Annotated in this window: 16 protein-coding genes; 6 read left to right on the forward strand and 10 right to left on the reverse strand. The window is 43.2% G+C overall.

Features of this window, described 5'->3' with window-relative positions; translation table 11 throughout:
* Window positions 1–27: 27 nt before the first annotated feature.
* From EWE74_RS17000 to EWE74_RS17015, 4 genes are all read left to right on the forward strand, one after another.
* Window positions 28–3,138 carry a SusC/RagA family TonB-linked outer membrane protein gene (locus EWE74_RS17000; protein WP_130142864.1) on the forward strand — a complete coding sequence of 1,037 codons (3,111 nt, stop codon included), beginning with the start codon at window positions 28–30 and terminating at the stop codon, window positions 3,136–3,138.
* A 4-nt stretch (window positions 3,139–3,142) separates the two neighbouring features.
* Window positions 3,143–4,771, forward strand: a complete 1,629-nt coding sequence (locus EWE74_RS17005; RefSeq protein ID WP_130142865.1) for a RagB/SusD family nutrient uptake outer membrane protein — start codon at window positions 3,143–3,145, stop codon at window positions 4,769–4,771.
* 2 nt (window positions 4,772–4,773) lie between these two features.
* On the forward strand, window positions 4,774–6,225 hold the full coding sequence (locus tag EWE74_RS17010) for an arylsulfatase (RefSeq protein WP_130142866.1): 1,452 nt from the start codon (window positions 4,774–4,776) through the stop codon (window positions 6,223–6,225).
* Window positions 6,226–7,240: 1,015 nt separating this feature from the next.
* The gene (locus EWE74_RS17015; protein WP_130142867.1) at window positions 7,241–7,501 is read left to right on the forward strand and encodes a DUF5675 family protein; all 261 of its coding nucleotides are present in this window, start codon (window positions 7,241–7,243) and stop codon (window positions 7,499–7,501) included.
* A 47-nt stretch (window positions 7,502–7,548) separates the two neighbouring features.
* Here the strand turns inward: EWE74_RS17015 and EWE74_RS17020 are convergent, their stop codons facing one another.
* From EWE74_RS17020 to EWE74_RS17045, 6 genes are all read right to left on the reverse strand, one after another.
* Window positions 7,549–7,839, reverse strand: coding sequence for an NIL domain-containing protein (locus tag EWE74_RS17020; protein ID WP_130142868.1), 291 nt, complete (start codon window positions 7,837–7,839; stop codon window positions 7,549–7,551).
* A 397-nt stretch (window positions 7,840–8,236) separates the two neighbouring features.
* Entirely contained in the window at window positions 8,237–8,488 is a 252-nt protein-coding gene (locus EWE74_RS17025; RefSeq protein WP_130142869.1) for a hypothetical protein, read from the reverse strand.
* 2 nt (window positions 8,489–8,490) lie between these two features.
* Window positions 8,491–9,300: a serine O-acetyltransferase gene (locus EWE74_RS17030; protein ID WP_130142870.1), complete on the reverse strand. Its 810-nt coding sequence runs from the start codon at window positions 9,298–9,300 to the stop codon at window positions 8,491–8,493.
* Window positions 9,301–9,364: 64 nt separating this feature from the next.
* Window positions 9,365–11,098: a family 2A encapsulin nanocompartment cargo protein cysteine desulfurase gene (locus tag EWE74_RS17035; protein WP_130142871.1), complete on the reverse strand. Its 1,734-nt coding sequence runs from the start codon at window positions 11,096–11,098 to the stop codon at window positions 9,365–9,367.
* A gap of 30 nt (window positions 11,099–11,128) precedes the next feature.
* A complete protein-coding gene (locus EWE74_RS17040; protein ID WP_130142872.1) occupies window positions 11,129–12,052 on the reverse strand; it encodes a family 2A encapsulin nanocompartment shell protein in 924 nt (307 codons plus the stop codon).
* Between the two features lie 61 nt (window positions 12,053–12,113).
* Window positions 12,114–12,377 (reverse strand): 5-oxoprolinase, encoded by a 264-nt coding sequence (locus EWE74_RS17045; protein WP_130142873.1) that lies wholly within the window; start codon window positions 12,375–12,377, stop codon window positions 12,114–12,116.
* A 400-nt stretch (window positions 12,378–12,777) separates the two neighbouring features.
* On the opposite strand from EWE74_RS17045, the gene EWE74_RS17050 reads away from it, so the two are divergent.
* Both EWE74_RS17050 and EWE74_RS17055 read left to right on the forward strand, forming a co-directional pair.
* Window positions 12,778–16,077, forward strand: coding sequence for a SusC/RagA family TonB-linked outer membrane protein (locus EWE74_RS17050; protein WP_130142874.1), 3,300 nt, complete (start codon window positions 12,778–12,780; stop codon window positions 16,075–16,077).
* 22 nt (window positions 16,078–16,099) lie between these two features.
* Window positions 16,100–18,355, forward strand: coding sequence for a RagB/SusD family nutrient uptake outer membrane protein (locus EWE74_RS17055; protein WP_206365289.1), 2,256 nt, complete (start codon window positions 16,100–16,102; stop codon window positions 18,353–18,355).
* A 69-nt stretch (window positions 18,356–18,424) separates the two neighbouring features.
* Here the strand turns inward: EWE74_RS17055 and EWE74_RS17060 are convergent, their stop codons facing one another.
* From EWE74_RS17060 to EWE74_RS17075, 4 genes are read right to left on the reverse strand one after another with little or no spacing between them, the layout of a single operon-like run.
* Window positions 18,425–19,945 carry a sulfatase gene (locus EWE74_RS17060; RefSeq protein ID WP_130142875.1) on the reverse strand — a complete coding sequence of 507 codons (1,521 nt, stop codon included), beginning with the start codon at window positions 19,943–19,945 and terminating at the stop codon, window positions 18,425–18,427.
* Between the two features lie 58 nt (window positions 19,946–20,003).
* Entirely contained in the window at window positions 20,004–21,830 is a 1,827-nt protein-coding gene (locus EWE74_RS17065) for an arylsulfatase (protein WP_130142876.1), read from the reverse strand.
* 9 nt (window positions 21,831–21,839) lie between these two features.
* The gene (locus tag EWE74_RS17070) at window positions 21,840–23,312 is read right to left on the reverse strand and encodes a RagB/SusD family nutrient uptake outer membrane protein (protein WP_239018695.1); all 1,473 of its coding nucleotides are present in this window, start codon (window positions 23,310–23,312) and stop codon (window positions 21,840–21,842) included.
* Window positions 23,313–23,341: 29 nt separating this feature from the next.
* The gene (locus EWE74_RS17075; protein WP_130142877.1) at window positions 23,342–26,431 is read right to left on the reverse strand and encodes a SusC/RagA family TonB-linked outer membrane protein; all 3,090 of its coding nucleotides are present in this window, start codon (window positions 26,429–26,431) and stop codon (window positions 23,342–23,344) included.
* Between the last annotated feature and the right edge of the window lie 98 nt (window positions 26,432–26,529).

Here is a 26,529-nt window from a genome sequence, read left to right on the forward strand (position 1 = left end):
GCGTTGGCACTTGTTTTTTACTATTAAATGAAAAGGTATATCATAAAAAAACAAATACTTCGGTATTCACTGGTAGCTGCATTATTGGGTAGCGCATCAATCGTGCATGAAGTATATGCACAGGAAATCAAACCTATAATAAATGCGTCGTTGCAAGGTACGGTCATCGACGCGTTAACAAAGGAACCGTTAGAAGGCGTCACGGTACAACTGCATGCGGTTACACACACCGTGAAAACAGACCGATTGGGCCGTTTCGAGTTTTTAACTGGTCAGAAATTACCATTTAAGATAAAAGTATCGTTTGTAGGCTATGTGTCGAAGGAACTTATCGCATCCATATCGCCGACCGTTATTGAATTGGAGCCATCTACAGAAGAGATAGACGAAATAGTCGTTGTCGGCTACGGAACGCAGCGCAAGAAAGATCTAACCGGATCCTTAGAAACCATCCAGCAAGAGCAGCTTGTTGAAAAGCCAGTAATCTCTTTAGGACAGGCATTACAAGGTGAAGCTGTAGGTGTTACTATTCAACAAGCGGACGGCCGACCGGGATCGTCTCCTTCAGTAGTAATCCGTGGGCACGGCACCTTCAGTTCTGCCGGTAATCAGCCTTTAGTGCTGATCGACGGCATCCCTGGAAGTCTCGATGCAGTGAACCCTCAGGACGTAGATAATATTTCCATATTAAAAGATGCTTCTTCGGCAGCAATTTATGGAGCAAGGGCAGCAAATGGCGTCATCCTCGTACAAACGAAGAAGGGTATAAGGGATAAGACTCAAATTATCTATAATGCAACGGTTGGATTCAGCGAACTGGCTGACATGCCTAAATTCGTTGATTCTTGGATATATGCCCAAGCCTATAATGAAGCACTGACCAACGCTGGACAAGGAGCAGTATACAGCGAGGAAGATATCCAGCATTTTATCAATGGTAATAATCCTGATCTATACCCAAACGACAAACATTACGAAATGGCATTTGATAATCAAGCCTACCAAACTTTTCACAACTTGTCTTTTGCGGGAGGAGGAGAAAAATTAACCTATCGCTTGTCGGGAGGCTATCTGAGAAATGACGGTTTGTTGCAGAACAATCGTTCGTCGAGTTATAAGGATAATTTGGAAAACTTCTACAATAAGTATAATATCCGGTTAAACCTAGACAATCAGTTAACGGACAAATTGAAACTAACGGCTAACTTTGCGGGTGTTGTTGATGATGAAACCGGACCCGGAGCACAAACTGGTGATCGCAACACCATGCGTGTGGTAACCAGGATTGCGAGGATGCCTTCTGCCATTCCTGCACGGACCTCGGAAGGATATTACGGGCGAGTAGATAAAGGAGCTCCTTGGGCAGATCTAGACGCCAATTCTTTCGAGTATGAACGTAATTCCAATTTTACAGGGAACGTCAATCTGGATTACCAACTGTTTGGGCCTTTGACGTTACAATTACGGTCGGGATATGTTTATAATAATCAAAACTATAAACTCTTTGCGGCTGATGAACAGGTGGATGCAACGACCTATAACGGACCGGCCAAACTTGATGTAAACTGGGATTTGAGAAGGGAACTCACCTTGGAAGGTTTGGTTTCTTATCAGCAATCCTTTGGTGATCACGATATCTCTGGACTAGCGGGCTATTCACAAATAGAAAGCAAGTACGAATACCTAACAGGTTATAGGGATGAATTCCCTACCAACGATTTGTATGAGCTCGACGCTGGTAGTTCAGCAAATCAGAAAAATACTGGAGGAGCTTCCGCGTGGGCGTTGGTGTCCTTTTTCGGAAGGGCAAAATACAGTTTCAAAGATCGATATCTCGTAGAGGCTAATCTGCGTTATGATGGTTCTTCCAGATTCAGGGATGGAAAGAAATTTGGTCTTTTCCCTTCTTTTTCGGCAGGTTGGAACATTGCTGAAGAACAAGCCGTCCAAGATGCATTACCGTGGGTAAGCGGTTTGAAACTTAGGGCGTCTTGGGGTAGATTGGGGAATCAACAAATAGGTAATTATCCTTATCAGTCATTTCTTTCTAGTGGTAGCAACGCCGTATGGGGTGACAATATCAATCCAGGCGTGACACTTAATACCTTGCCATTTCGGGATATTGGTTGGGAAAGCACTGAAATCAGCGATATTGGTTTGGATGTTTCGGTGCTCAACGGACAGCTTAATTTTGTGGCCGACTATTACAACAAAACAACCAGTGATATTTTATACTCCGTAACGACGGCTGGTGTTTTAGGGCTGGATACATCTCCTGTGAATGCGGGTAAGGTTCGCAATAGCGGATGGGACTTTCAGTTAACTTACAAAGGAAAGGTAGGAGATTTCGGCTATTCAATTAGTCCACGATATGCAAGCATACACTCTGAGGTATTACAATTGGCCAATATTGAACGAGATATAGCTAATGGATTATTTGTTGGTCCGCCTTTGCATGCCATCTACGGCTACGTAGCTGATGGCCTGTTTCGAGACGAGGAAGATATCGCCAATTATGCAAAACAAGCTTATGATGCGGTTCCAGGGGATATTAAATATAAAGATATCAGTGGGCCGGATGGCGTTCCAGACGGAAAAGTAGACGCTGCTTATGACAGACGGGTTATCGGGCAGACCACACCGAAATATAATTTTGGATTGAGCTTAAGTGCCAATTGGAAGGGTTTTGATTTCAATATCTTGTTGGATGGAGCTGGTGGAATGAAAAAATACCTGAGCAACATGGCCGGGCGAGCTTTTGCTAATAAGTCTAACGTGCAACAATGGATGTGGGATAACCGCTGGACACCGGAGAATCCCGACCCTAATGCCATCTACCCGAGATTTTACACCCACGGTGGTGGGAATGATGAACCCTATTCCTATATTTCTACCTATTGGGCAAAAGATGCTTCTTATCTCAAAGTGCGGTCGGCCTTGGTTGGCTACACGTTTAACCAGGCTTTGTCTAAGAAAATAGGAGTTGGTCAGGCTCGAATCTTTCTCTCAGGAAGAAATCTGTTGACTTTCGATCGATTTTTTGAAGGATGGGATCCAGAGATCGATGTGATGGTTGGCGAAGGTGTGCATTATCCAATGACTCGTACATATATACTCGGATTGAATATTAATTTTTAAGGTGATGGAAGGAATAACGAAAGTGAAATATAGTGTATTGGCAGTCGCTGCGATAATTTTTACATCCTGCGTAGGGAGTTTGTTAGACAAACAGCCATTGACGTCGATTGCTTCTGAGAATTTTTGGACGACCAGCAACGACGCATATCTGGCGCTGGCCGGCGTTTACAGTAAGTCAACAACCTGGACGAGTTCCGAGCAAATCTGTGCCTTCGACGCCAATAGCGATAATGGAATCAATCGGAAGCCCAATGCGGCATTTTTAACCTATGGCAATCTCAACACCTCTACTTCGGAGATTAAAAGTTATTGGAACGGTTCTTACCGAGAAATTGCTGCCGCAAACTTCTTTCTGGAAAACATCGATCAGGTCTCTGAGCTAGATGATGAGGAAAAGAACCAATTGAAGGCAGAAGTTCGATTTTTGCGGGCATTTACATACTTCAATCTGTATAGCTATTGGGGAGATGTCCCGTTGGTCACCAAACTATTAGATCAAAATGAAGCGAACACGGTGAGCGTGACGGACAAAACGCAGGTTTATGAATTTCTTTTGACAGAGCTCTCGGAAATTGCGCCCTATTTACCAGAAACACGTCCCGGTACAGAGCATGGACGGATCTTGAAAGGTGCTGCCCTTGCGTTAAAAGGAAGGTTGCTGATGTGGGATAAGAAATGGCAGGAAGCGGCCCAAGCTTTTGAAGCTGTTATCGAATCAGGTGTGCACGTTATTGATAATCAATATGAAGAGCTATTCAACGGTAAAAACGAGAATAGTCGTGAAATCATATTTTCAAGGAAGTATTTGGAGGGAGAGGTAACCAACCCCACACAATTATATTATCGCCCAAGCTTAGGGGGCGGCTGGCATCATTTAAACCCTTCCCAGGATTTGGTCGATAGCTATTTATGTATAGATGGGCTGCCCATAGGAGAGAGTCCGCTTTATGATGTTAACTATCCGGTCGTCAAAAATGGTGTGAATTATCGCGATCCCCGGTTAACAAAAACTATTTTTTACCCGGGGATATCGTTGCTCAACAATGTGCTTTATCAAGGTCATCCAGATTCCACTTCCGTTATCGGCGATGTATTTACCTATGATGCCGGTATGACCGGATACTGTCTTCAGAAATATGTGGACAACACCTATAATGGCGATTTATATAACTCCGGCGTGGATATCCCTGTGATCAGGTATGCGGAAGTCTTGTTGAGTTATTTGGAATGCCAAATTATGGCTGGTGAGGCGATTACGACCGCCTTGCTAGATTTGACCATTAACAGTGTACGCCGCAGAGCGACGGTAAACATGCCGGATGTTACTGAAAAAAATAGTAATTTGCTCTTGGAAATTGTAAAAAGGGAGCGACGTGTCGAGCTTGCCTTCGAGGGATTACGATATTGGGATTTGGCGCGATGGGGAGAGGTGGATGAACGATTGAGTAATAAGGTGTTATATGGTATAAAGTTGACCAATGACCCAAGTAGTTATACTCGTTTTCCGGTTGGTCCGCAAGGCCATTACAAGGTGCTGACCCTAAAGGCTTCGGCTTCCGATTTACCTTGGCCGATACCCCAAGATGAAATAGACATTAATCGAAATTTAGAACAAAAAGAAAATTGGAAATAGCAATGGATAAACTGATAAATGGCATAGGCCGGTTCCTACTAACCGTCTCTATTTTGTGGAACGGGCCGATATTCGCTCAGGAAAGAGCGCAGGATAAACCCAATATCATATTCATCTTAGCTGATGACTTGGGCTATGGGGATGTAGGATTTAACGGGCAGGAACTCATTCAGACACCACATATAGACCTACTGGCTAAAGAAGGCAGAGTGTATGATACGTTTTATGCGGGGAGTACAGTGTGTGCTCCGTCACGCTCATCCCTTATAAGTGGGCAACACACCGGGCACACTTTTATACGCGGCAATAAAGGTGTGGAACCCGAAGGACAGTTTCCTATCGCCGATTCCGTAGTGACCTTGGCGGAAGTACTACAAGATCGAGGGTACAAAACCGGTGCTTTTGGCAAATGGGGGCTGGGACCGGTCGGTTCATCAGGCGATCCCAATCGTCAAGGATTTGATAAATTCTATGGCTATAATTGTCAGAGTTTGGCACATCGGTATTATCCGGAGCATCTTTGGGACAATGGGCAGAAAGTGCTTCTCACGGAGAACAAGAATCTGCAGGAGCAAAAACAATATGCCCCAGATTTAATCCATGAGCAGACAATAAACTTTATTCGGGAGAATCAACATGATCCGTTCTTTTTGTTTTTACCTTACATTTTGCCGCATGCGGAATTGATTGTTCCCGACGATAGTCTTTTTAATTACTATAAAGGTAAATTTGAGGAAACACCATTTGTCGGGAAAGATTACGGAGATAATGCTGCTCCTGGTGGTTATGCATCGCAACGTTATCCCCATGCAGCTTTTGCAGCGATGGTCGGTCGGCTAGACCGTTATGTCGGCGACGTTCTAAAAACTTTGGAAACACTGGGGCTGGACAGCAATACGATTATCATCTTTACGAGCGATAACGGACCACATGTAGAGGGCGGAGCTGATCCAGATTATTTTAATAGTTCGGGAGGGTTAAGAGGTGTAAAAAGAGACCTCTATGAAGGTGGCATACGGGTGCCGTTCGTCGTCAGGTGGCCTGCGCAGATAGCAGCAGCATCAAAAGGCACGTTCGTCGGTGCATTCTGGGATATTTTACCCACCTTGGCAGATATTACCGGTGCGTCTACACCCCAAAATCTGGATGGAGTTTCGTTCAAGAACAGTTTATTAGGGCATGAAGCGGAACAAAAGCAGCACGATTATTTATATTGGGAGTTCCATGAGCAAGGAGGAAAGCAGGCCGTCCGTTGGAAAAACTGGAAGGGTATTAAGTTGAATGCCAAATCGGATGATGAGGATTTGTTTGAGCTCTATGATTTGAGCGGTGATGTTTCAGAGAAATATAATATTGCCGAGAAATACCCTGATATAGCTAGAAAAATCTTGGGATTTATGGAAGAAGCTCACCAAGAAAGTGATATTTTCCCATTTGAGCAGGACGAGAACTAGGGGCAAGTTGTGGAACTGTAGCAAATGTTTCATTATCTGGTGATTGTGGAATAGTATAACTTCCGTTCAAAGCTAGCAGTAATAAAAACACTAAAAAGTGGATACTACGGTTCGATTTGTGCTGGTCATTTCGGCCGAATGATGCTAGCTGTTACGGTTCAAAAGCAGCCATTTTAGTTTAATGTTTAAGGTTGCCGTTCTGGTCCGAATGGTGCCAATGTCAATCAGGTTTTTTACAGAACAGGTGGGTTTAAGGAAATGATTGCGTTTCGTTCTGTGCCACTATTAAGAGATCAAGAAACTACCTTGCCGCTTGAAAAAAATATGGCGACATGGCCCATATCCTTGATCCGATGGACTTTAAACAAATAATTATATTACACCGTGACGGAGCGAGCAACCGAAAGATAGGCTCGATGCTTGGGATCTCCTGTAATAGTTAATGTTTTGAACATGTATGACCATAATGATCCAAAAAATAGAGATAGATGCATGAAGAATAGCTTGCGGATCTATAGTTGGTTGCCCATGAAATTACGGCAGATATACATAGCGTTTAGTAGCTTCCCAGTAGCTTCTTAGTAGATCTCCAGTACCTTTCCAGTACACCCTTAGTACCTTTTCGGTACACTAACAGTACATTCGCAGTATACTCTTACCCCGCTCAAAAACTACTTTTTGATACCAAATTGATCCGATACGACTGTACTGATCAAGCCTTTATTTTCTGAGCTACATCTTTGTGTTGTTATCAAAAAATAATAGTATGGCAAAACGAGAAAGTTTAGAGGAAAGGTCGGGGATGTTTCCTTTACGAAGCATCGCAGCAGAGGCTATGAAGTCCGTATGCGGGGCGGGGTCGACAGGGCGCGTATCATGAGCGACCCCAATTTTGAACGTACCCGCGAATATCGTGGTAGGTATCGAAACGTTCTTGGAAAGTAATGGAGTCTTATTATCCGTTGAAGAATAATCCGTATAACGCTATGACCATCGTCGATGTAGATATCCCGTAATGAAAACAGAACACACCTTGGTTCTCCGACGGATTTACGGAGAACAGGGGACTAATATAACGATCTACTTCCAAGGAGATAAGATCTGCCATACCATTGAGCTACCAGATCGAAATAATATACCGCGCATCAGCTGCATCCCAGAAGGGCGCTATAAGCTAAAAAAGCGGAACTATACCAAACATGGCGAACAGATTGGTATACCTGCCGTGCTGGGGGGCTGCGGTAAGCTATTTGACCAGCCGGCTATTGCAAGGTAAGCGACAGAGACGAAAATGAAAGGTCTTGTTTTTAGACAGAAGCTTTATCAGGCGTATCGAGTCACACTATGTTTAATTCGCTGGTTATTAAAGTAGTTAATTACTTTCTGGTTTTGTGCGTCATCGTCCAATAGATGGAGATGTATTATCCCGAAATTCATATTTTCTACATAATCTAATTGTGCCTCGATGATCCTGATATTACTCTTAATCTTAAGCGTTAAGTCCGTGAGGATTGTATTAATGTTCGTCTCACCTTGGAGCTGAAGTAGCAGAACTGGCCGTAAGGAAGTAGATGTAGGTAGGAGTTCGTTTGAAATTCGTGTATTTGTTTCCATAAGCTTATACAAGTTCTTTTAATGATATCTCGTAACGGCTCATCACTTAGAAAGATTTAGCAATTTGAATAAAGTGAGGTTCCTGATGGGCAGGAACCTTCACTTAGCTAACCAATTATAAACCTAATTTATGATGAGGCAAATTTTGTGAAGTGTTTTCGGTTTCCAAAAAACAAAGCCCTTCTTTTTACGGAAGGGCTTTGTTTTTTGGAATACCATAAAGCAATCATCGAAAACCCTTCGTATAAATACACAAACACATATACATCTGCATTGACTTATTTTTCTGTTGTATGTTCGCGTATCTAATCATAAAGCAAAGATATAAAAAAATCTATTAACTTAGTAGTCTTTTTAAAAAAATAAAAGTTTTTGTTTTATAGTGTTTTGTGTTCTGTTAAGTCTGCCTTTTAAAATACCAATACGTATATTGTTCTTTTCGTAGCGGAAATACAAATGGAATTTCATCTAAACGATTTTCTCTATCCAATTTCTTTAATAACTGACGGAGTTTTAGGCCAGCTGCGTGGTTTCTATCGAGAACCTTTCTTTCCAATAAAATAGAAGCAATTACCTTCACAGGAACCTCGTGTGCATCCGTGTTATTTTGAAAATAACTCTGCACCGCTTTGTTTATTTCCTGTATCATCGTTATAGACCGATTTTAGGATCAGCGAACTTTACTTGTGACTTATGGTAGACGGTTGTATAAGCGGGTACACTACTGGTTAGCCATACATTACCGCCAATGATTGCATGACGACCTATTCTGGTTTCTCCACCTAGAATCGTCGCCCCTGCATATATAATCACATGATCTTCAATAATGGGGTGCCGTCGTTGGCCCGCAAGGAATTTGTCTACACTTAAAGCACCGAGCGTAACTCCTTGGTATAATTTTACATAATCACCAATGATAGTTGTTTCTCCGATAACTAGACCTGTGCCGTGATCTATATGAAAATGTCTGCCGATGGTGGCTCCTGGGTGGATGTCGATTCCGGTACGCTCATGCGCATATTCTGTTAGGATACGAGGAAATAGAGGTACGTCATCCAGCCATAGCTGATGTGCCATTCGATATAAGCTTATTGCTAGAAAACCAGGGTAAGTGCGTATGACTTCACTGAGATTTTTTGCCGCCGGATCGCCATCTAACATCGCCTGTGCATCTTCCAGCAACTGCTGATAGATATCGGGTAAGGCATGGAAAAAGTTACGCACGATTTTTGCATGGTCACATGCCGCGCAATCTTTACTTTTCAATAAAAGCTCATACAGTTCATTCTCGTGTATCTTGAAAGTTGCTCTAACGGCCTCTACAGATAGTAGTTTCTTTGAATTGCGCTCGGGGAACATCAGTCGGAATACGTTCCGTGCCCACTCCCAAATCCGGACATTGCTGGGCATGTCATGGGTCTCTTGGTGTCGTGTAAATAAATTTTCGTAGAACTCATGCATCGTATTATAATTTTAAATTTCTATCCTATCGTATACAAAACTTTTTTATCTACATATATATTTACTAATATCTTGCTGCCTTCCATGCTAAACGATCAACTGTCCTGGCAAGCAGATCAATCTCTTGATAGGTATTGTAAAAAGCAAGGGATGGCCTTACCGATGATTCGTAACCGAGTCGTCTCAAAATCGGTTGTGCACAGTGATGGCCGGTCCGCACAGCAATCCCCACCTCATTTAGTGCTTGCCCCACCTCATCGTTGCTATAGCCTGCTAAGGTAAAGGAAAGTACGCTTGTTTTTTCTTTTGCCGTGCCGATCAACTTAACCCCCGCAATCTGTTTAAGCTGAGTCGTAGCATAGTCGAGAAGTTCATGTTCGTAACGATAAATATGGTCAAGACCGATACGTTGGACATACTGAATAGCAGCACCTAATCCGACAGCGTCTGCAATATTGCCTGTTCCGGCTTCGAAGCGATTCGGTGCATTATGAAATTCCGTTCTCTCGAGGGTGACATCGCGAATCATGTTTCCTCCGCTCTGATAGGGTTGGGTGCTGTTGAGGAGGTCTTCCTTTCCATACAATACGCCAATTCCCGTAGGGCCAAATATTTTATGGCCGGAAAAGACAAAGAAATCAGGATCTAGTTCTTGAAGGTCTACAGATATGTGTGAAACAGATTGTGCACCATCTAGCAGTACTTTTGCGCCGGCATTGTGCGCTAAATCGATAATTTTCCTGACAGGAGTTATAGTACCTAGTGCATTGCTCACGTGGGTAAAAGATACTAGTTTTGTTTTGGGGCTTAGCAATTTAGCATACTCTTCTATTAATAAGTTTCCTTCATCGTCTACCGGAATCACGCGAATCCTGAACCCTTTTTTCTTGCTGAGTTGTTGCCAGGGAACGATATTAGCATGGTGTTCTAGGTGGCTGATGATGATTTCATCGTCGCTACTCAGGTGCTGATCTCCCCAACTGTTGGCGATGAGGTTAATAGCCTCGGTCGTTCCTCTGGTGAAAACGATCTCGTTGGCAGAGGTAGCGTTAAGAAAACGCTTTATAATGTTTCGTGCTTCTTCGTATGCATCTGTCGCCCGCGCTGCTAATTCATGGGCAGCCCTATGGATATTGGAGTTTTCTTTCTTATAGAACTGCGATATTCTATCTATAACAACCTGCGGTTTCTGGGTAGTAGCCGCATTGTCTAACCAAACGAGGTTTTTGCCATTTACAAACTCTTGAAGGATTGGGAAATCCTGACGGATAGCGTAAACATCGAATGCAGTTGGCAAACGTTGAACACTTTTTATATCCGTATCGCCAAACGGATTATATACTTTTCCGGTCTCTTGTTTAGTTTTCGTTGATTTTAAGAAGTAATACGAAGCGGATTGCTGTTCAACAGGAATTTGGGATGTATGCTTAAAGCTGCTAAAGTGTTGTAAGACTTGATTTAAATTATCAAGATGATCATTAGCTGTTTCCTGAAAAGGGACATGCAATAGAGAATGGGTACGCTCAATGGGAATACTGCTGGGTTCAGAATCGTATATCTCCGGCTGTCTACCGTTACCGGAGACAGCTGGAGATATATTTTCCTTATGTAATAATTTGTCATTAAAACTTGTAGGCGGATTGTCGATATCGAAATCCTTATAATATGCTCTTGACGTATAATTATCTTGCACGGATGACGCCACGACCTCCGTATGGTTGTCTGTCGGGAGGGCCTTAAAGTGCTTATTGGCTTCTTTCGCTAGAAAAGCTTCAAATTCTTTATCTAAATGAGGCATACATTAACTTTTAGGGTTTAAAAAAACAAATTATTGATAATTATACGTATGGTATTGGGTAATATCTACGTTTTCCAATACAGCTATTGCATCATCGACCAGTACCACCAGCGAACAGTACAATGATATAAGATAAGACGCAATGGCTTTGTCATTTATGCCGGTGAACTTCACTGATAGACCGGGTGTTTGTTCACCTGGTAAATTGGGTTGATAGAGTCCGATGACGCCTTGACGCTCCTGTCCGGTTCTGATTAATAATATTTTAGTTTTCCCTTTTACGATAGGCACCTTGTCGCTAGGGATTAAAGGAATACCTCTCCAAGTCAAGAATTGTGATCCAAATAACGAAACGGTCGGTGGTGGTACACCACGGCGTGTACACTCTCTCCCAAATGCCGCTATGGCTAATGGGTGCAATAGAAAAAAGCCCGGCTGTTTCCAAACCTTTGTTATCAACTCGTCCAAATCATCCGGAGTTGGCGCTCCGGTTCTGGTTTTTACAATCTGTTTAGCGGCAACGTTGCTAAGTATGCCGTAATCTGGATTGTTGATAAGTTCACTTTCTTGCCGTTCTTTGATTTTTTCAATGGCCAAACGAAGTTGTTCGCTGATCTGATTATAGGGATGGCTATAAAGATCCGACACACGTGTATGAACATCTATTAATGTATTTACGGCATTCAGGTTATATTCCCGCGGTTCTTCTTCGTAGTCCACGAAAGTGTGTGGTAATACACTTTCATCCCGTCTGGAGCAATCTACCTCAATACTATCTTCACCGACTACCTTATTTAGCCTAAATACGCCCGATTCCACAGGTATCCAGTGCAGCAAATGTACCAGCCAACGAGGTGATATGCTTTCAAGCTGAGGTACGGTTCTGGTCGCTATGGCTAGTTGACGAGCCGCGACATCTCCTAGAGCAGTTTGTTTTTTTAAGTTTTCGCTCATACTTCTATATTTAAATTTTTAAGAACACATAAGTATATTAGCTTCATTTTGTAGAAGCTACCTATCCCGCAATAATTATATTATTATCTCCCGAAAGTTTTATAGGTACCATATGGATTGTTGTAAAACCGTCGTCCCTGCTTATAATGGGCGACAAATCTACGCCCTTTCTGCGTAGCGCAGAGATGACAGCCGTACGGAAAGCAGAACGATCCCGCCCCCATCCTGTACCCTTTACCAGATCATTATTTAGTTCGATCAGTTCCGAAATACTGTATTGAAGGAACTGTTGGAGAAGATGTCCTTGTAGATTGTGTGTCTTCATACAATTTTGAATTTAGTATTTACCTATTACCTTAATTGTATTCAAAAATGAAAGGATGCGCTTATTTTGGACGATACCCGTATTATTTTACCACCGTGGTGCCCGCACTCGGTTGGCTTGCTTATGCATTGCAATTCTGAATACTCTACAAAACTAGTAGACTTTTTTTAAATTCCAAAAAACTTTTATAAATAATCCTTATGAAAATGAGTGTATTATTCGAAAAAGAGGATTCGATAAAAAAAAGACTATTAATTTAGTAGTATTTATTTTTTTATCTTTTTATATTTGCTGCATCGTCTGATTAAGTGTAAAAAAAACACTTTTCAGTTCTGATATAAAAAAGCAAGTAGACAATTGGCGTTGGCACTTGTCATTATTAACTTTTAAACGGTATAAAATGAACAAAAAAAGAATACGGCGGTATTCTATTTATCTGCTATTTTCTGTTGTTTTTTGCGGTACACGTATAGTATACGCTCAAGAAGATCCCAAACCGCTCATCAACGCAACATTGTCTGGTCAGGTTATCGATTCCTTGACCAACGAGCCATTGGTCGGTGCCACGGTTCAGTTACAGGCGGTTACCCACAGCGTAACAACAGATCGTGAAGGCCGATTTCAATTCGTAACGGGTCAGAAGTTGCCCTTTACGTTAATCGTTTCTTCTATCGGTTACCAGACCAAAATAGTCGTGGTGCGTACCTCGCCAGTAGTTATTGCCTTAAGCCCCTCATCTGAGGATTTGGACGAGGTGGTGGTGGTAGGATATGGTACTACGCGCCGTCGCGATATCACCGGATCTATTTCCCAAATCAAGGGTGAAGATATGAACGACCGTCCTGTGGGTAATATTGTGGCCGGTATACAGGGGAAGGCAGCCGGAATAGATATAACCTCCAATACTCGACCGGGGGGTATCGGATCCATCCGGATCCGGGGTAACCGCTCTATTAATGCATCCAACGAGCCTTTGTATGTCGTTGATGGAATTCCGATCTCTGCTGCGGAAGCAGCGGTATTGAATCCGAAAGATATCGCCTCCATTGAGATATTAAAAGATGCTTCGGCTACCGCAATTTATGGCTCACGGGGAGCGAATGGTGTTATCCTTGTGACGTTGGTAGAAGCAAAACAGGGGCAGGTCACTATTAAGATAGATGGAAACACCTCGCTGGACGGAATTCAATCCACAACAGACTGGATGAATTCTGCGGAACTATTGGATTGGCAACGGACGACGCATATCACGGGAGGCACTTATACAGGTAAATATGGCACAGCACCGGATCCGGATTTTGACATCTTTACATTTGGCGGAGGCGAGACTTATGGCCAGGAATCTATCAGAAAAGCCTATGATTGGGATACCGACGGCAACGTGGTTTTGAGAGATGCTACAGCAGAAGAAATCGCTAACGGTTATATGGAGAAGATACCCGTTTATCACCCTGATCGTCTTTTGAATCAAAACTGGACGGATTTGGTGACTCGCTTAACAACTACCCATAACCACAATCTTTCCATGTCTTCGGGAAGCGAAAAATCTTCCCTTTACCTTTCTGCCGGTATTCTGGACCAAAAAGGGGCGATGATCGACCAGGACTATAAACGTTATTCCGTCACTTTGAAAGGAGACGTGTCTCCCCGGCATTGGATAAAAATGGGCATATCAACAATCGGTTCTTACGGGAAACAGAACTACGGCATGGCAGACAACTCCGCCAACTCCGGAGGTAAGGATTCCTATGGGCAGGCACTCAGTTTGATGCCATACGCCCCTGCGTATGACGAAAATGGCGATATATTGAATACGGACCGGAACGGTCTGTCGGCACACAACGTACTGCTCAATATTGCCAACAGTAAAAATGAATACGTACAGTACAGCGTTCTGGCGAACAGTTTTGCGAATATCACGTTCAGTCCCTGGCTCCGGTATCAACTACGGTTCGGGGTACAATACACCGGACAAGAGAATGGGTCTTTTTATGGCCCGGACTATACCAACCCTTTTTCTGCGGTCGGCACTGCTCCTTTGATCGGTTATAATAACCAAGGCAAGCGGCTTTCCTGGGTATTGGAAAATCAGCTGTCTTTTGAAAAACAATGGGCCGCCCACAACCTCAAAATTGACGCCTTACAATCATCACAGGAAAATAAGTCCAACGGTATCAATATCCGCGCGCAACATATCACCTTTCCCACCTCGCTATGGTATAATCTATCCGCAAATGACGATGGCCGCCCGATGAGTTATGGAACGTCATACAGTCGGTGGGCACTACGATCTTATATGTTACGGACAAATTATGCTTTAAAAGACCGCTACCTGCTCACCGCTACCGGACGATGGGACGGTGCTTCCGTACTGGCAGAAGGTAATAAATTTGCGTTTTTCCCCTCTTTGGCGGTCGCGTGGAAGCTCGAAGAAGAGCCGTGGCTTAAACAAGTCTCTTGGATAAACCAGTTCAAGCTTCGTTACGGATGGGGAACGACCGGTAACTCTTCTGTATCTCCCTATACCACGACGGGTACCATAGCCGGTGCAGCCTATGTTTTCGATGAGACACAGTACGCCGGCTATAAGTCTTCTTCCATGCCGAACAGCGCGTTACGTTGGGAGAAAACGCAACAGCATAATATTGGCTTGGATTTTTCCGTGTTCAGTAATAAAGTATCGGGAAGTGTAGAATGGTATCAGGCAAACACCAGCGACCTCCTGCTGTCGCGATCGATCCCTCCTGTATTGGGTTACAATAGTGTACTGACGAATGTCGGCAGAACGAGCAATAAAGGTGTGGAAATTACGATAAACACCCGTAATATAGAAAAGACAGACTTCTCTTGGTCGAGTTCGATTACATGGGGACGGAATGTTGAAAAGATAGTTGAATTAACGGATGGTAAAGTTGATGACCAAGGTAGTGGTTGGTATATAGGCCACCCGATAAATGTATTTCGGGATTATGAATACGACCGATTGTGGCAAAATACAGATGAAGACCAACGGTTGATGGAGTTGTATAAAACTATAGGTAACATCACATCGCTTCCCGGACAGGTCAAGGTTAAGGACCAGCCATTTATCGAATCCGCAGCGGGTAGCGAAGGTTCAAAGACCGTCGTTTTGGCATCCGGAGAGCAGGTTACCTATCTAGATAATGGCTTTGGTACGATCAATGATGATGATAAGGTTATTTTAGGCAGCAACCGTCCCAGGTGGCAAGGTGGTATCGTCAATTCCTTCCGATACAAAAACTTCGATTTCTCCTTTTTTGTGTATGCCCGGATCGGGAACCTGTACTATGGGGCTTTACAAACACTGGGGAGAAGAGTCGAGACGGATACCTGGCGACCAGACAACACGGATGCTGCATTTCCCCAACCGACTACCGCGTCTTTTACCAGTTTCAACGGCGTTCGCAACTATACGAGTGGATCACTGGTCTCTCTACGCTATATTTCCCTCGGATACACATTCAAGAATCAGTTGTTGGAGCGCTTTGGTTTGAACAATTTACAGGTATATACACAGGTGCTTAATCCCATCATCTGGGGAGGAGAGGCTGTAAAAGTTGGTCTGAATCCTGATGATGTCAATGGTTGGGATTCCGTGGCGGGAGCCGAACGTGGTGGACAGACCGCTAACACCATTCTGTTGCGTAGCGCTGTTTTTGGATTAAGATTGTCCTTGTAATAACCATTAAGCATAAAAAGAAATGAGCATAAAAAAACATAAAAGATACGCTATACTATTTCTATTTTTAGCATCGCTCGGCGTGTTACCAATAGGCTGTAAAGATTTTTTGAAGGAGGAGATGGTTTCTACCATTACACAGGATTATTTCTACACCGAGAAAGGATTGGACGAACTTGTCGTGGCAAATTACAATATTCTAAGATGGAAATACGGTTTTATGGAAGGTCCCTTCCTTTTTGAAACGGGCAATGATATTGTCGAGCCGTTAAACAACCAATGGGCAATTTACAGTCCGGCGATTTGGTCACCGGGTGGAGAAGCCGGCGATTATGCCAATAATCTTATCGGATACTTTCAGCAACAGTTATTGGGCGCCTACCCCATTATAAACGATTGTAATAAGGCTATTGAGATCATTCAGCAACAACCGCCGGGCAAATATGAAACAGATCCGGCATACGCCAACCAAAAATTAGCGGAGATATATTTCCTGCGGTCGTTTGCCTACTACCTATTGGTTACGCAATTGGGTGATGTGCCTTTCCCGTTAGTTAGCAATAATAGTGTGCCAGATAAATTCTATCTGCCAAAAACACCTTCGGCACAGATTTATAGCCAGCTGATTTCCGATCTTCGTTTTGCCCATGAACATCTACCGTTCGCCGGTCAAACAGAAAGGGGCCGAATTACCAAAAATGCGGCGGCACATTTCCTAGCGAAGCTTTACCTGCAACGGGAACAAGGCAAGGATTATGCACAGTACCGTCTCGCCGATGGTACCGTAGATCCGGATAATTCTAACGCACATTTAGGCTTATTATATAAAGGAGAAGGCAGCAATGACCTAGACTCGACGATTTATTATGCCGATCAGGTTATCAGTTCGGGGATTAGTCTGGCATCAGACTATTGGGATTTATTTGCAGTGGCCCGTGGCGACTGGAGCAACGAGTCCCATCCGGAAATCATCCTGCAGGCTTCCTACGGGAATAACCTGGACAATGGACGTTATGGTATGCGGACAAATGCAGCTTTCACGGCGAACTACCGAAACGCGGCTTGGAATATACCAGGTTGGACGTGGGGATATGGCCTGCTCAAAGGGCAAGGGTTTCTGGCTACGGATTGGGGTTACGACGTGTTTACAGATAAGATCAACGATTCTAGGTTCGAAAAAAGTTTTCAGATAGAATACCAAAGTGCTTCGTTTGATAATGGTTCCCAAAGTGATGGCCCGGGGCTAGCCTATACGGATAGTGACAACAAATCCTTAAAATGGCAAGCAGCAGAAGCAACCTTTTTCAATAATAATATCAAACCGACCTATAAGCGCCCGTCGTGGGAAGGACGTGCTGCTGTGGCAGGGCAGCCGAAAATAGGCCGTGCCGATCTAGGGCTAGTGTTTCTGGAGAACAGCAAAGAAACAGCGATCGATTATGACGAAGCTTTGGCGCAACCTTATGTGCTTTACCCGAGATGGGTAACACGTGACGGACAGTATTTTTATCGCAAAGCAGGGGCGGATCGTCTGAATAGCGATATCGGGCTTCTGCTGAACCGCCAGGTACGGCCGTCTTCACGAAAGTTTGTCGATCCCAATAGAAGCACAGTAGACAACCATTTTGGTACCCGGGACGTGGCTATCTTCCGCTTAGCCGAAACCTACCTATTGCGTGCCGAAGCGCATGGTCGTAAAGGAGACTTTAACCAAGCGCTCGCTGACATCAATGTGCTCCGAGAACGTGCAGCATACAAGAACGGAGAGTCCCGGTCGGAAGTGCTTGCACGGCTTTATCCCGGGGCGGAAACGCTACATGAAGAAGAACGGATTTATCCCTATACGAGCATCGAGTCGACATATGAGAAAATCAAGGTTGACCCCAGTTATTGGGACGGAAGTTCGGCTAGTTCCCTAGCTGAAAATTACCCGTCCGAAGCCAATACAAATCTTCAGCGGTTTATCCATTTTATCTATAATGAGTATTCCAGAGAATTTAATGCCGAGCAAGTTGTTTATGAAGGAATACATCACGCCGGCATACAATTGGAGCGCGTGCTGCACCGTTCTCAGCTAGCCTCTTCCAAGAGTGGAAACTGGCCGGTTGCAAACAATCCGGTAAACGGAAACGGACAAAACGGAAACGGTAAGGGGACATTTAAGGCAACCCATACGTTCAAACCTTTTCCGCAATCTTTCATCAATATGCTAACAGACGAAAACGGTACGTTACTTGATGCACAGGCGAAGAAAAAGTACCAGAATCCTGGATATTGATAAGGAAGGACGTTAGAAAATTTAATAGATTAAACCACATGGGGATGCCATAACGAATGATATGAAATGCTATTTAGCCTGACTAGGTGCTAGCGGTTCACGATACGCAGGCTGCTGCTTTAGCAAATCGAGTGTTTCCTGAAAATCCTTATTATTCATGTCCGTTTGATTTTTATATTCCAGTAGATCTGGCCCATAGTTATAAAACTCATACTGTGGGTCTAGGTTCTTATTCTTGAGGTTGGTCCATTCTACCAGACGATAGTTATCTGTTCGGATGGCCCGACCCATCCAACCATCGCGGGGATAACAATGATAGGCATAATCTATTGTATGTTCTTTTCTTGTTAGCAAAGGAACCAAACTTTCACCATCAAAAGGGACCGGATTGTTTGCTGGAAGTTTCAAACCGGACAACTGGATCAGAGTAGGGTAGATGTCAACGGTTTCCACAATTGATCTAGAGGCATGTCCGCTCAGAATCTTTTCTGGATATGAGATCACAAGTGGAATACGATTAGCCAATTCATAATTCACGTGTTTTGTCCACATCCCCATATCACCGAGCAGGTAGCCATGGTCTCCCCAAAGAACGACAATCGTATTTTTATCCAGACCAGTCCGTCTTAATTCTTTAAGTACTTTCCCTATTTGGGCGTCGACATAACTTACGCCGGCATAATAACCGTGGATGAGTTGCCTTTTTAACGAATCGGGATAGCGGCGATTCTCTTCGTACGCAGGAATATGCTGATATTGTTCAATTTCACCGAAGCGTTTGATAGCAAAATCTGGTGCTCCCGAAGGGTGTTTCTCCGTCTTTGGTAATGGGAGCTCGTACGCATCATACAAATCCCAGTATTTTTTGGGTACGGAAAAAGGAAGATGCGGACGTGCAAAGCCCACAGCTAGGAAAAAAGGCTGGTTTTGGGCTTGCAAAGAGTCTAATACCAGAACCGCTTTATTAGCTACACGGCCATCTCCGTAAGCCTCATCTGGCACATTAGGGGACTCCCAAGGAATACCTTTTATCTGTTTCAAAGCATATTCCCAGGAATGATTTTCAAAAAGTGCCTCTTCTACGGTCAATTCGGACTGTGACTTATCCATCGTCAAGTACTCGATAATTTTCTCATGAAAGTGAGGTGCCGACCAAGATTGTGGATCATTATAGGTGTTATGGCCTATATGAAATACTTTGCCTATTGCCTGTGTGAAATATCCTTGGGTTTTAAATGCTTCGGGAAGTGTTACCACGTCCGGATAATATTGACGGATATCCCGCCCAAAATCATAAAGTCCTGTCGAGGTGGGACGACTTCCCAGCAGGAGACTGTTTCGCGATGCCACGCAGACGGCCTGATTACTGTAAGCCCGATCAAACCGTACGCCTCGATCGATTAACGCATCGATATTCGGTGTGATGGCTGCACTATCCCCAAAACCGCGAATAGCAGGCTTCAGGTCGTCGATCAGGATGAAAAGAACATTAGGTTTTTCCTGCTTTGTTTGCGCACTGGCATAAGGTGTAATGAAAATAGTATTACACAGGATAGTGAGGGCAATTTGATATAACTTTATGGTATTCATGTTTTAACCGTTTAATTCATTTAAAAGAGTCGCTCTTCATATAGCCATTCAAATATAACTAGAACCTTGGCATATTGTCCTTGTAATATTTTATCGTATAAGGGTTCGTTGTTTCCCACTTGTTTTTGAGCGGGTACACATTATACTTCCATGCTTCTTTCTCAAACGCTTTTTTAAGTTCTTTTACTTTTTTCGGGTATTTATCCGCTAAATTACGTATTTCGTTAAAGTCTTCCCTCATGTTGTATAAATATACACCATTGGAGTCGGGTTCTCTGATAGCGCCATTCGGACTTTTCATTCCATTGGGGAAGGCAACTTTCCAACCATCTTTATATAATGCATATGAACCGGTGGTTTCGTGATACTGAATCGTATGACGTTCTGGTGCTTCAGGATGATCAATAGAATATGCTAGACTGATCCCTTCTATGGGCTCTTGGCGATAGCCATGAATGATCTTCGGAACCTTGGCATTTACAAGTTCGAGCGTGGTAGGCATAATATCAGTTACGTAAGAATATTGCGATCTCACCTCACCATTCCCCTGAAACTTTTTTGGAAAATATAAGACCATAGCATTATGTGTTCCTCCCTCCCAGCTTGGGTTTTCTTTATAGTAACGGAACGGCGTATTGGTTGCTGCGGCCCACCCTCCTGGATAATTAGGGAATGATTTGGCAGTACCCAATGAATCGAGGTTTTTCAATTGTTTGGCGAGAACCTCTGGCAGCGTTTCCGTATAGTTAACAAGTTTATCTCTTGGCGACGCCCCCATCGTTCCATTGTCACCTATCATCAAAACGATCAATGTATTTTCCAGTTCGCCAGTTTGTTCGAGATAATCTATGACTCGGCCTATTTCATAATCGGTATGCGATACGAACCCTGCATAATTCTCCATTAAACGAGCTGCTACCGTCTTCTCGTCATCCAACAGACTATCCCAAGGGCGAACATCTGGATTTTGAGGAGGCAGTTCTACGTTCTGCGGCACAACTCCCAGCTGTTTCTGACGCGCTAAGACTGTTTCCCGGTACCAGTCCCAACCTTTGTCAAATTTCCCCTTGTACTTATCTACCCATTCCACCGCCACTTGATGGGGAGTGTGTGTGGCACCTGGAGCGAAGTAAAGGAAAAATGGTTTTTCCGGATCCACTTTTTTTAGCTCATCGATATAGCGTATGGCTTCATTGGCAAATAGCTCGGTAACATGACGTCCTTCCGGATCTTTAGGTGCTAACTGGGTATCCCGATATAAGACGGCATTCCATTGTGGGGCACCACCAACACTGGGTTTGTAACCGTAATAATGATCAAATCCACGGCCTGTAGGCCAGCGGTTAAAAGGGCCGGCTGCAGTAACATCAGAGGGGGATGTGACGTGATATTTACCTACTGCGAAAGTACTGTAGCCGTTTTCTCGTAGAACCTCGGCTATGGTTGCTTTTTCAAAAGGCAAGTAACCGTCGTAACCAGGTGTACCGTAAGATTCACTGGCAAAATAGCCGAAATGCACGGAATGTGGATTACGACCCGTAAGCAATGCCGCTCGAGTAGGCGCACAGAACGCCGTGGTGTGCCAGTTTGTATATCGTAGACCATTGTTGGCGAGCCGATCGAATGTGGGCGTTTCAATAAGCCCCCCGAAGGCTGCCGTAGCGCCGTATCCGATATCGTCAATGAGTATCCATACGACATTGGGTGCATTTTCGGGTGCTACTGGATGAACAGGTGCGTATCGTTCTTGTGTTTCTTCGATCGTTTTTCCTATTTTTCCTTTAAATTTAGGTGTAGGACTGTATTGTGCAAAGGTTGTATTGGTCAATAAAAGCGTACAAAATATAGATAAGATAATCTTAACAGTAACTAACTTTTTCATCATGGTAAATTCTTAATATCCTGGATTTTGTTCGCAAAGTTTATTGGCATCGATTTCAGACTGCGGAATGGGAAATACTAACTTATCTGCGGTTGCCACGCTTGATGAGATGCCCCTTTCAATTGCTGAAGACAAAAAGGTTCCTTGCCTTATCAGGTCTTCCCGCCGTTTTCCTTCTGAGATGAATTCCCAGCCCCTTTCTTTAAATAAGGCTTCACGAAACTGTTCTTTTGTCCCGGCATCTGCAGATGATAAGGCTGGAAGGCCCGCTCTTTTACGGATTTGATTAATTAGCGTAAAGCTTTCATCTGTGGGTCCGGAGAGTTCATTCAGCGCCTCAGCACGTGTTAGTAGAATATCAGCATAGCGTAAAACGGGAACATCCGCGCCACCGTTATTTCCTATTATTGCGTTATCCCAATATTTGAAACTTCGGGCGTTGTCTGCCTCCAAAATGTTAACCGTCACATTACTGTTGTTAATATAGCTTGTACAAATGAGTGAACGCCTTAAATCATTCGGCGACATGCTGTTTACAAATGCGGTACGTAAGCGGTATTGTGTGGCAAAAATAGACATTGTTGGCTGATAAACATACTCGGGTATCTCTGGAGTGCTCTTGAAATTTGGTGGCAATGCTCCGGCCATAAACCAGTTGCCATAACCGGCTTCATTCCGGCAGGGTAATACTAGTAGCATCTCTCTATTTGTTTTTCCTTCGTTTTCAACTTTAAACAAATCTTTAAAATTATATTGCGTAGTACTGTAATAATCAAAATCGATTACGGCTTTAGCCGCGTCTGCGGCTTTCTGCCATTGTTTTGTATTTAAATAGAATTTAGCTAGAATACCGGTAGCATTTCCTTTGTTGAAACGACCGAATGATTCTTCGTCGCCAGGATCTGGCAAACTCGGAATAGCCTCAATTAATTGGGATTCAATGAAATTTTTCATCTCTTCGTCCGTGGCTCGTTCCAAATCTCCTACCTGTTCGGTAGAAAGACGGAGAGGTACAGGGCCAAAAAAATTGTACAAATTAGCATAGGCATGTGCGCGTAATACTTTGGCTTCCGCTAATAATAGATTCTTGGTTTCTTCGGATGTGTTGGCATCCGCAATGTTTTCTATTACACCGTTAGCATCACGGATCGAACGGTAATTTGGCCCCCACATATCACCTTGGAAAGTACTTAGTGTGGGCGTCCAAGTGAAGTTTATGAGATGTATAAGTTGACCATTTTCTGCACCAGCTGAATTGAAAGCCATATCGGTGCTCACCTCGGAATCATTGATCACAAAGCGAGCGTTTTGCTGTGTCTGCTGTTCTGCATATGCTGAAAATAAGAGCGATTTTATGCCCTCTTCTGTCTTCAGCACATTATCTGGGGAAAACTCTGAATTGGGTACGACATCCAAGATGCTGCTGCATGCCGCTAAAGATCCACTAAGAAGGAATACATTGATATAGTTAAAGATCATTTTCATTGGAATACTTTTTTGATGTTTCATGGCTATTAAAATTGAATATTTACACCAGCGGTGAACGTACGTGTGAGCGGATAAGAATTATAATCTACCCGCAAGATATCGTCGCCAATAGCATTGACAGCTGGATCTACTCCGGAATATTTCGTGAACGTATGTAAGTTCTGGCCATTAATGAAAAAGGTCGCGCTTCGGACAAACAAGCTTTCCGATAAGGGAACATTATAAGATAAACGAACGGATTGGAGACGCAGATAGGAAGCATCCTCTACAGTTTTATTTGTTACATTTAGAGCGCCCTGTGCGTCACCTGGAATAAACGAAGGGTATTTTTCACTGGGATTGGCCGCCGTCCATCTGTTCAAATAGGGCTCCGCTAATTTGTTTCTGCGAAAATCAACGGGATAATAGGAATCAACTAAACTGCTGTTTAGCATTTTGGCGCCCTTGGAACCTTCTATAAAGATAGATAGTGTTAAGTTTCTATACTGGACATTGGTATTGAATCCGTAATAAAAATCAGGTAATGATTTTCCTAGAATGGTTCTATCATTGGCATTAATGATGTTATTATTGTCGAGATCGCGATATTTTAGATCACCTGGCCGCACACCGGGCTGCACGAAAGAAAAATCATCTCCTTCTTGCCAAACACCGTCTACAATATATCCATAGAATGAACCCATTGATTCACCCGGTCTTAGTATACTGTACTCTCCGATATTTCCAGGGCCAGAACCAATAAATTGGCTTACATTGCCTAGACTTAAAATTCTATTTTTCAACGTAGTGATATTAAAATTGGCATCCAGTTTAACATCTCCATTATCTATGATAGATCCGTTAAGGTTGAACTCCATTCCGGTATTACGCATACTTCCCACATTCTCTGTGCGACTGGAAAAGCCTGAACTTAATGGTTGAGGTACGTTATATAGAAGATTTGTGGTTTTCCGGTTATAATAATCTATACTTCCCGATATCCGCGAATTTAAGATCGTAAAATCAAGACCTATATCGAATTGATTAGCAGATTCCCATCTTAAATAGGCATTTGAACTTCTTGTTGGCGCGATAGTACTTACCTTCTCACCATCAAATACAGCTGATCTACCAGCTGCATAGGTCGAAAAATATATATAATTGCTATTGGGCTGATTGCCGGTTGTTCCATAACTTACGCGTAGTTTTAGATCGTCAATCGGATCTACTGTTTTCAGAAAATCTTCTTGCTTGATCTTCCAAGCGAACGCTCCTGAGGGGAAATAACCAAATCTTTGCTCCGGCCCGAATCGTGCTGATCCATCCGCTCGTAAGGATCCGGTAAATAAATATTTTTCAGCGAAACTATAATTTATCCGCCCTATGTATGAGAGTAATCTATTCTCCTGAGCCCCATAATTTACACCATTTAGAGCATCATTCCCTGACCCTATTCCGTAGTATGTGAGATCTGGCAATGCAAAATCCCGTGCGTTGGCAATTAAAGAGCCTGAAGTATAGTTTTCGTAGGTGGATCCGATTAGTGCGGATAGCTTGTGCTTACCGAAAGTTTTGTTATAATTCAATGTGCCTTCTAATAGATAGTAAGTTCTTTTTCCGTCACGGGCATCCGCATATCCGTTATAGGATGCCCCCGTAATTGTTGAGGGGTCTATCCAGAAATTCCGTTGGGAGATATTGATGTCTGTCCCGATCCTCCCCCTTGCTGATAACGAAGGAAGAATAAAATATTCCGCATAGATGTTACCAAAAGTTCGGTAGGTTTCGCCTACTGCATATTGTCCATTGATTATTGCTAGGGGGTTATCCATAGGCGCCATCAAGGGTGAGCGATAATAAGTCCCATCCGTATTATAGGGTTGCGCGGTGGGGTCATAATTTTGTGCCATATAAAGCGCGCTAGCATTATCGTTTAGTCCTGTTCCGTTGGCGTTGTAATAGTCTTTGATATAAGCCGTGGAGAGGCCCATGCCAATGTTATATTTTGAAGCCACACCAGTTTCCAGATTAATACGTGCGTTATAACGGGTAGTGGAAGAGTTTAACATGACTCCTTCCTGATCAAAATAACCAAGGGAAATATGATACTTCGTTTGTTGAACGCCACCACTAAATGAAATGTCATGACTTTGAATCGGCGCATTCGTTAACAAAAGGTCCTGCCAATCGGTATTATATGCTGAGGCTTCTACCGGTTGATATACACTGGTGTTCAATTTGCCCTCTTCAATTATTCCATTAATGGCTGATGTGTATTCGTCAGCAGACAGATAGCGCTGTGTTTTAGCTACTTTCTGCTGCCCGAAGGTGGCATCATAGGAAACGGTTGTTTTCCCTTCTTTCCCTTTTTTTGTGGTAATTAGCACAACACCATTCGCACCACGCGAACCATAAATAGCTGTAGCCGATGCATCCTTCAAAATTTCAATAGAAGCAATGTCTACGGGATTCAATGCATTCAGTGGATTGCGATTATTCGGATTGTTGGTTGTTCCTGCTACACCGGCTGAGCCTATCGCAACAGCATCATTCACAGGCATACCATCGATAACATATAGCGGAGAATTGTTTCCGGTAATGGAGGTAATTCCTCTTATTTGCACACTCATGGCAGCTCCGGGTTCGCCACTTTTTTGGTATATCTGCACACCCGAACTCCTACCTATTAAACTTTGTTGTACGTTTACATTCACACCTTTGGTAAGATCTTCTGCTTTAATAGAAGATACAGAACCTGTCAAATCACTTTTTGCGACGGCACCATAACCGATGACCACAACCTCATCCAGAGAAGCATGCTGTGGAACCATGATGATCTCTAATTCGGATTTACCATTCAGCGCTAATTCTTGTGTCTTATAACCTATATATATAAATTTTAAAGTGACATCTTTCTGAACAGAATTTAACGTAAAAAAACCTTGAGCATTAGTTGCAGTTACTATATCGGTTCCTATAATCGAAATACTTACACCGGAAATCGGTTCTCCGTTATCGTCCAATACTCGCCCTTTAATATCGGTCTGGGCAAGGAGTTTATGAGGGAGCAAAAAAAGTACAAAATAAAGGAATAGTAGTCCGCCCATAAAATTCCCTGTTGTGATTGATCGAATCATACTGTTATTTGGTTTAAAAATTATTTGTTGTTATTGATATAAAATCTATAGATTTGGTAGACAAAATTAAACAAATGTCTGATGCTGCATTAGCAGCA

The sequence above is a fragment of the Sphingobacterium corticibacterium genome (assembly GCF_004208525.1).
Classification (GTDB): domain Bacteria; phylum Bacteroidota; class Bacteroidia; order Sphingobacteriales; family Sphingobacteriaceae; genus Sphingobacterium; species Sphingobacterium corticibacterium.